The sequence below is a fragment of the Microcoleus sp. PH2017_08_TRC_O_A genome (assembly GCF_020738665.1).
Lineage (GTDB): Bacteria > Cyanobacteriota > Cyanobacteriia > Cyanobacteriales > Microcoleaceae > Microcoleus.
On the sequence record NZ_JAEQCE010000051.1, the window covers coordinates 1 to 5977 of the forward strand.

The following is a 5977-nucleotide window of genomic DNA, read 5'->3' on the forward strand; positions in this document are numbered from 1 at the left end:
AGTTGGTCTGAGATTTAGAGACAATCCCGGTACAATTGTCAATCAATCCACAGCTACAGGAACAGTCAATCTCCCAGCAACATCTCCCGTAGCGATTCCGATTACAGATCGAGTTGGCTTAGCAGTAGACAAGGGTCAGACTTTAGCACTGATTGGTGGCGACATCCAAATCCCAGGTGGCAATTTAACTGCTAGTGGCGGACAAATTGCACTCGGTAGCGTAGCCAGTCCCGGTTTAGTAGATTTGGCACTGACATCGAGTCCACAGCAGGGGAGTTTAAGTTTAAATTATGGCAACATTCAAAACTTTGGCAATATTCAAATATCCAATAGTACGCTGATTAACACGAGTGGAATAGGTGGCGGTAGAGTAGAACTAAAAGGTGGAAATATCGGCATCAATGCTGCACGAATATATGCGCTCACCTTCGGGAATATTGATGGAAAAGGTATTGATATAAACACCCAAAAGTTGCAAGTGCAAAACGGGACGCAATTGTCTACTTTCACTTTTGGAGATGGTGCTGGAGGTAATATCAATTTGCGTGCTGCTGATGCAATAGAAATCAGCGGGCTGGGAATTGAGGGCTTTCAACAGATTGTAATTAAATATCTGGCATCGGGACTAATCGACCCATTAGCTGCGAACTTTGTGTTGCTTAATGCTACTGCTGGCGCTGGAGCAGCCGGAGACATTAAAATCGATACTGGACGCCTGCTGATGCGGGATGGTGCAATATTTGGCGGCATAGCTTTTGGTGCTGGAAATGGTGGAAATTTAAGCATCCGTGCGAATACTTTTGAGATTCAGGGTTCTGGGAGCAACAACGCAACAACGAAAGGGAGTACCGGTGCGGCAGGAAATATCACCGTTGATGTCCAAAGATTGATCCTGCGCGATGGTGCTATTCTCGCCAGCACTAGCTACAACGCTGCCCGATCGGGAAATATAACAATTAAAGCTGCTGAATCGGTACAATTGTCGAACACCATTTCTCAAACTGCTGTCGCAAGCGGCATCAGCACGCTTACCATCGGCTCTACCGGAAAGGCGGGAGATATCACTATCGATACAAAACGGCTGAGTCTTTCTGGGGGCTCCGCGTTCACCTTGGGGAGCGGTGTTTCGGTTGGCGGAGTTATCTTCTCTACGAATGGGGGGCCAGGAGGAAACTTAACTGTTAGGGCTAGCGAATCAGTAGAAATTGCAGGTATTTCTGAAGTTTTGAGCAATGGGAATCAAGTTGCTAGTGCTTTTTCCTCTGGAACAATTAGTTCTAGCCGGGCCGGGGATATCCGCATTGACACGCGAAACCTGATTCTGCGGGATGGGGGCTTCATTTCTTCTAATTCTTCGGGTAAAGGAAACGTGGGGGATATTACGATTAATGCCGATCGCGTCGAAGTAAATGGTAGTTTAGGTAATCCTCGTTTTAACAGTTCTATTGATGCTTCTGTTGGCAAGGCGACGGGTGATAATCCCAATGCTACGGCAAATGCAGGTTCGGTGAACTTGAATGTCGATCGATTGATTGTCCGGAATGAAGGCAATGTGACGGTGCAAGCTTTGGGAACCGGGCGCGCTGGTAATATCAATATTGTCGCAAATGCGATCGGCCTTGACAACAAAGGTAGCATTGATGGTAGAAGTGCATCCGGTGTCGGAGCAAATATTAACCTGCAAGCACGAGACATCCAATTGCGCCGCGGAAGTCGAATTACCACCGATGCGGGTACTTCTGAAGGTGGCAATATCAATATTAATAGCAATACTTTGCTCGCCCTCCCCCAAGAAAACAGCGACATCACCGCCAACGCCCGCACCGCAGGTGGCGGCCGCGTCAATGTTAATGTCCCGAATGTCTTGGGCTTTGCAGCAGTTGGCCGGGAACAAGTCAGAAGCAGGTTGAATCTCAGTGACGCGCAATTTGCAGCTTTGCAAGTCAGTCCCACATCTCTGCTTCAAAGTAGCGACATCACCGCGATTTCTCAAAGTGCTGGCCCGGCTTTGCAAGGGGCGGTAACATTTACTGCTTCTGGGGTAAATCCCGCTCAAGGTTTAGTAGAGTTGCCACAAAATGTGGTGAATCCGGCTGCGTTAATTGCTGCTAATCCCTGCGTTGAAGGAGCCGATAACGAGTTTACTGTCACGGGGAAAGGAGGAGTGCCACCGAGTCCTAATGACTTTCTTGGTAGCGCACAAACGCCGTTTCCGTGGGTGGAAGCAGAAGGAAGTTCGGCAACGAGCGCTGTACGGGATGTAACGGATGTAACGGATAGAAGTCCGAAGGAAGAAAGGGAAAAAAAAGCTCGGGAAGTAGTTCCGGCGCGCGGTTGGGTGGTGAATGAGAAAGGGGAGGTGACGCTGGTTGGATACAATCCAGGTAATGCTGCTGAGTCTCGCAATCCTCGATCGAATTCTCTTTGTCCGTCGCGCTGACAAGATGTTTTTTACGGCGGATAAACGCGGATTAATTGGGTGCATCTCAATGCAAGCAAATATGTTTGTATGGGCTATAGCATGACCGCAGTGAATATAAGATTATAACTAATAACTTATATGCAGTCATGCTTCTTCAGGCTTCAAAAACCAGATGCACCCGATTAATTGGTGATTGGTAAGTGGTGTACTGAATTTAAATTGTCTATTTTAATGCAATACAATTGAGAGCAGACCGCCAAGAGAGCAAAAGCCATGTGAAAAATAAATTCTGCGATGGGAGCATCTCAGTTTTGCTATAGTGCGAGCGTCCCCGCTCGCGTGCGTCCCCGCTCGCGTGCGTGTATAAGCCAATACGGTTTACTTAAGACAGTCCGTTGGAAAAACGAGGTGAAAAATAGACGCTGCGATTGCCGCGCGTGGACGTTCGCAATGACAAAAAAGCATTAAGTAAACCGTATAAATAAAAAATGCTTCTTACAAAACTGAGATGCTCCCTTCTGCGATTGCTTCGTTCCTCGCAATGACAATTATCACCCAATACAGTTTACTTAGGACGGTACAGGGGGAAAAAGCAATGTGAAAAATAGATTCTGGGATTGCTTCGTTCCTCGCAATGACAATTATAACCCAAGCCTATTGTATTTTAATGCCCTATTTCACCCTCTCCCACTCTCTCCCCGTCTTCCTACAAGTGCTTGAATATGAAATTTACCCGATCGCTCCGACAAGCAATTCTCTTATTTCTGATATCCTGTCTGCTAGCGGTGGCGATTCCTCCCGCAGTTGCTCAGATGCGGTCACCACCAGCGGTGCAGCTTGTCCGACAAGCTCGAACTCTGTATGCTTCAGAACGTTTTTCCGAAGCTGTGCCGCTGTTACAGCAAGCGGCGACGCAATTTGAGGCAAAAGGTCAAAATCTCGATCGCGCGGCGGCTTTGAGCAATTTAGCTGCAACCTACGGGCAACTAGCGCTTTGGGAACAAGCAGAACAAGCTGTGAATTCGAGTTTGTCGGTGGTGCGGGCGCAACCCAAAACTCCCGAACAGCAGCGGATTTGGGCGGAAACTCTCAACATTCAAGGACAGATTAAACTCGAACGGGGGCAGACTCAAGATGCGATCGACATTTGGACGCAAGCTGCTAAATTTTTTGAGCAAATTGATAGCAAAAATCAACTTTTGCAAGTTCAAATCAATCAAAGTCGAGCTTGGGAAACTCTCGGACTTTACCCCAGAGCTTGCAAAATATTGTTAGGTTCTTTGAACCTGGAAAACAAAACCTGTGAAGTTTTGCCCGCAGGCTTAGTAAGTTTGAAAAATCAATCTGTTTCCTTAGAAAATATTCGGGCAATTAATGCTTTAGCCAGGGTGCTGCGGGTTTTGGGACAACTGGAACGCTCCGAGGATTTGCTGTCAGCGGGAATGGAAGCAGCCCGAAAAATAGGTGTCCGACAAGAAGAGGCTGCAATTTATTTGAATTTGGGAAACACAGCCCGGGCTAAAAGCAATAAACCGGGTTTGAGTATGGAAAAGCGGACTGATTTGGAACGCTCCGCCTTAGAATATTATGCTCTAGCGGCAGAGGCGATGCCGGGGAAATCAACTATCGGGATGCAGGCGAGGTTGAATCAATTGAGTCTGTTTGCAGATAGCCAAAATGCCTCGGAAGCACAGATTTTGTGGCGTTCTCTTGAACCTCAAGTCGCTCAATTCCCTTCCAATCGTGCTGGGCTTTACGCTCAAATTAATCTAGCACAGACCTTGATTAAATTGGATAAATTACCAATCGGTACTCCAGGTTTGAGCGATATCGCTCAAATGCTTTCCTTGGCTGGGGAATCGGCAAACCGTTTGGGCGACAAACGAATACAAGCTTATATTTTAGGAGCTAGGGGCAAGGTTTACGAACTCAAACAACAGCATTCTATAGCTGAAACTTTGACTCTTGAAGCTTTGAGTTTAGCACCGGCGTTTCAATCTCCCGATATTGCCTATCAATTATTGTGGCAACTCGGACGGATTCGGAAAGCTCAGGGGAATACAGAAGGGGCGATCGTTCAATATACTCAAGCTGTAAATGTATTGTCTTCTCTGCGCGGCGATTTGGTAACAGTTAATCCCGAAGTGCAATTTTCGTTTCGGGAAAGTGCCGAACCAGTTTATCGGGAATTAGTCGGGCTGCTGTTGCAAGATGAATCCCCCACTCAAGATAAGTTAAAACAGGCTCGCCAAACGGTGGAATCTTTGCAGTTGGCGGAATTGGATAACTTTTTTCGGGATGCTTGTGCTGATGCTAAACCAAAGTCGATCGAGGAAATCGATCCGACGGCGGCGGTGATTTACCCAATTATTTTGAGCGATCGTTTGGAGGTAATTTTGTCAATTCCCGGCAAGCCTCTGCGCCGCTATACGACTAAGAAGTCTCAATCCGAGTTAGAAACAGCCTTCAAACTAGCCAAAAATACCATCAGGCCTTCTGCTTTTGTGCGCGACAGGTTCCCACCTATTCAACAGGTTTACGACTGGTTAATCCGCCCCGCAGAAGCCGATTTGACTGCCAGCGGGATTAAAACGCTGGTATTTGTGCTCGATGGTTACTTGCGAAATCTGCCGATCGCAGTGCTGCACGATGGCGAAAAGTTTTTGGTAGAAAAATACAGTATTGCTTTGGCGCCGGGACTGCAATTGCTGGCACCGAAACCGCTCAGCCAAGTAAAGTTAAAAGTGCTAACTGGTGGCTTGTCGGAATCGCGTCAAGGCTTCTCGGCTTTGCCGGGGGTGAAAGAGGAACTCGAACAAATTTCAGCCCAGATGCCGGCGAGTGCGCTGCTGAATCAAGATTTTGTCAGCACGCAGTTGCACGATCGCATTAAAGCTTTGTCTTACCCGATCGTCCATTTAGCAACTCACGGTCAGTTTAGCTCGAATGCGGCGGATACTTTTATTGTGACTTGGGATCAAAAAGTAAATGTTAAGGAGTTCGATCGACTTTTGCGATCGCGCACTGGGGAGAAACAACAGCCGATCGAGCTTTTGGTGTTGAGTGCTTGCGAAACTGCTTCCGGCGATAACCGGGCCGCATTGGGTTTAGCTGGCGCCGCAATTCGATCGGGTGCTCGCAGCACAGTCGCCACCCTTTGGCAAGTAAACGACGAATCTACCGCTATTTTTATGACTGAGTTTTACCGCCAGCTTGGTGGTTCTAAAGCCAGCAAAGCTGAAGCCCTCCGCAACGCTCAATTAACCCTGCTGCAAAACGAAGAGTATCAAAATCCTTATTTCTGGGCGCCTTTCGTGCTAGTAGGGAATTGGCAATAAGTTGACAGTTGGCTGTTGACTGTTGACTGTTGACTCCGAAAGCAGTTTGTAGGGGCGGTGCCCCCTGGCCCGCCCTCTTAGTTGGGTGGTTTTATTGTCGGGAAAAGAAATCTGAAACTACCAAAATTATCGATCGAAGATTGGCTCGTGCTTGGGCCAAGGTACGTAGTTGCGCTTCAGCGCTCTTTCCTAGATCTCAGCAAAGAGTGCTCCCATC

At 47.6% G+C, this 5977-nt stretch carries 2 protein-coding genes; both read left to right on the plus strand.

What is annotated here, in order from left to right; all coding sequences use genetic code 11:
- On the plus strand, nucleotides 1-2440 hold a 2440-nt coding region (locus tag JGK22_RS18525; RefSeq protein ID WP_293236717.1), incomplete at its 5' end, for an S-layer family protein.
- Nucleotides 2441-3144: 704 nt separating this feature from the next.
- Nucleotides 3145-5760 carry a CHAT domain-containing protein gene (locus JGK22_RS18530; RefSeq protein ID WP_293179166.1) on the plus strand — a complete coding sequence of 872 codons (2616 nt, stop codon included), beginning with the start codon at nucleotides 3145-3147 and terminating at the stop codon, nucleotides 5758-5760.
- The last annotated feature ends 217 nt before the right edge of the window (nucleotides 5761-5977 follow it).

What these genes read in the sequence shown, in the direction of transcription:
- JGK22_RS18530 (WP_293179166.1), top strand. Translation starts at nt 3,145, where the DNA reads ATGAAATTTACCCGATCGCTCCGACAAGCAATTCTCTTATTTCTGATA.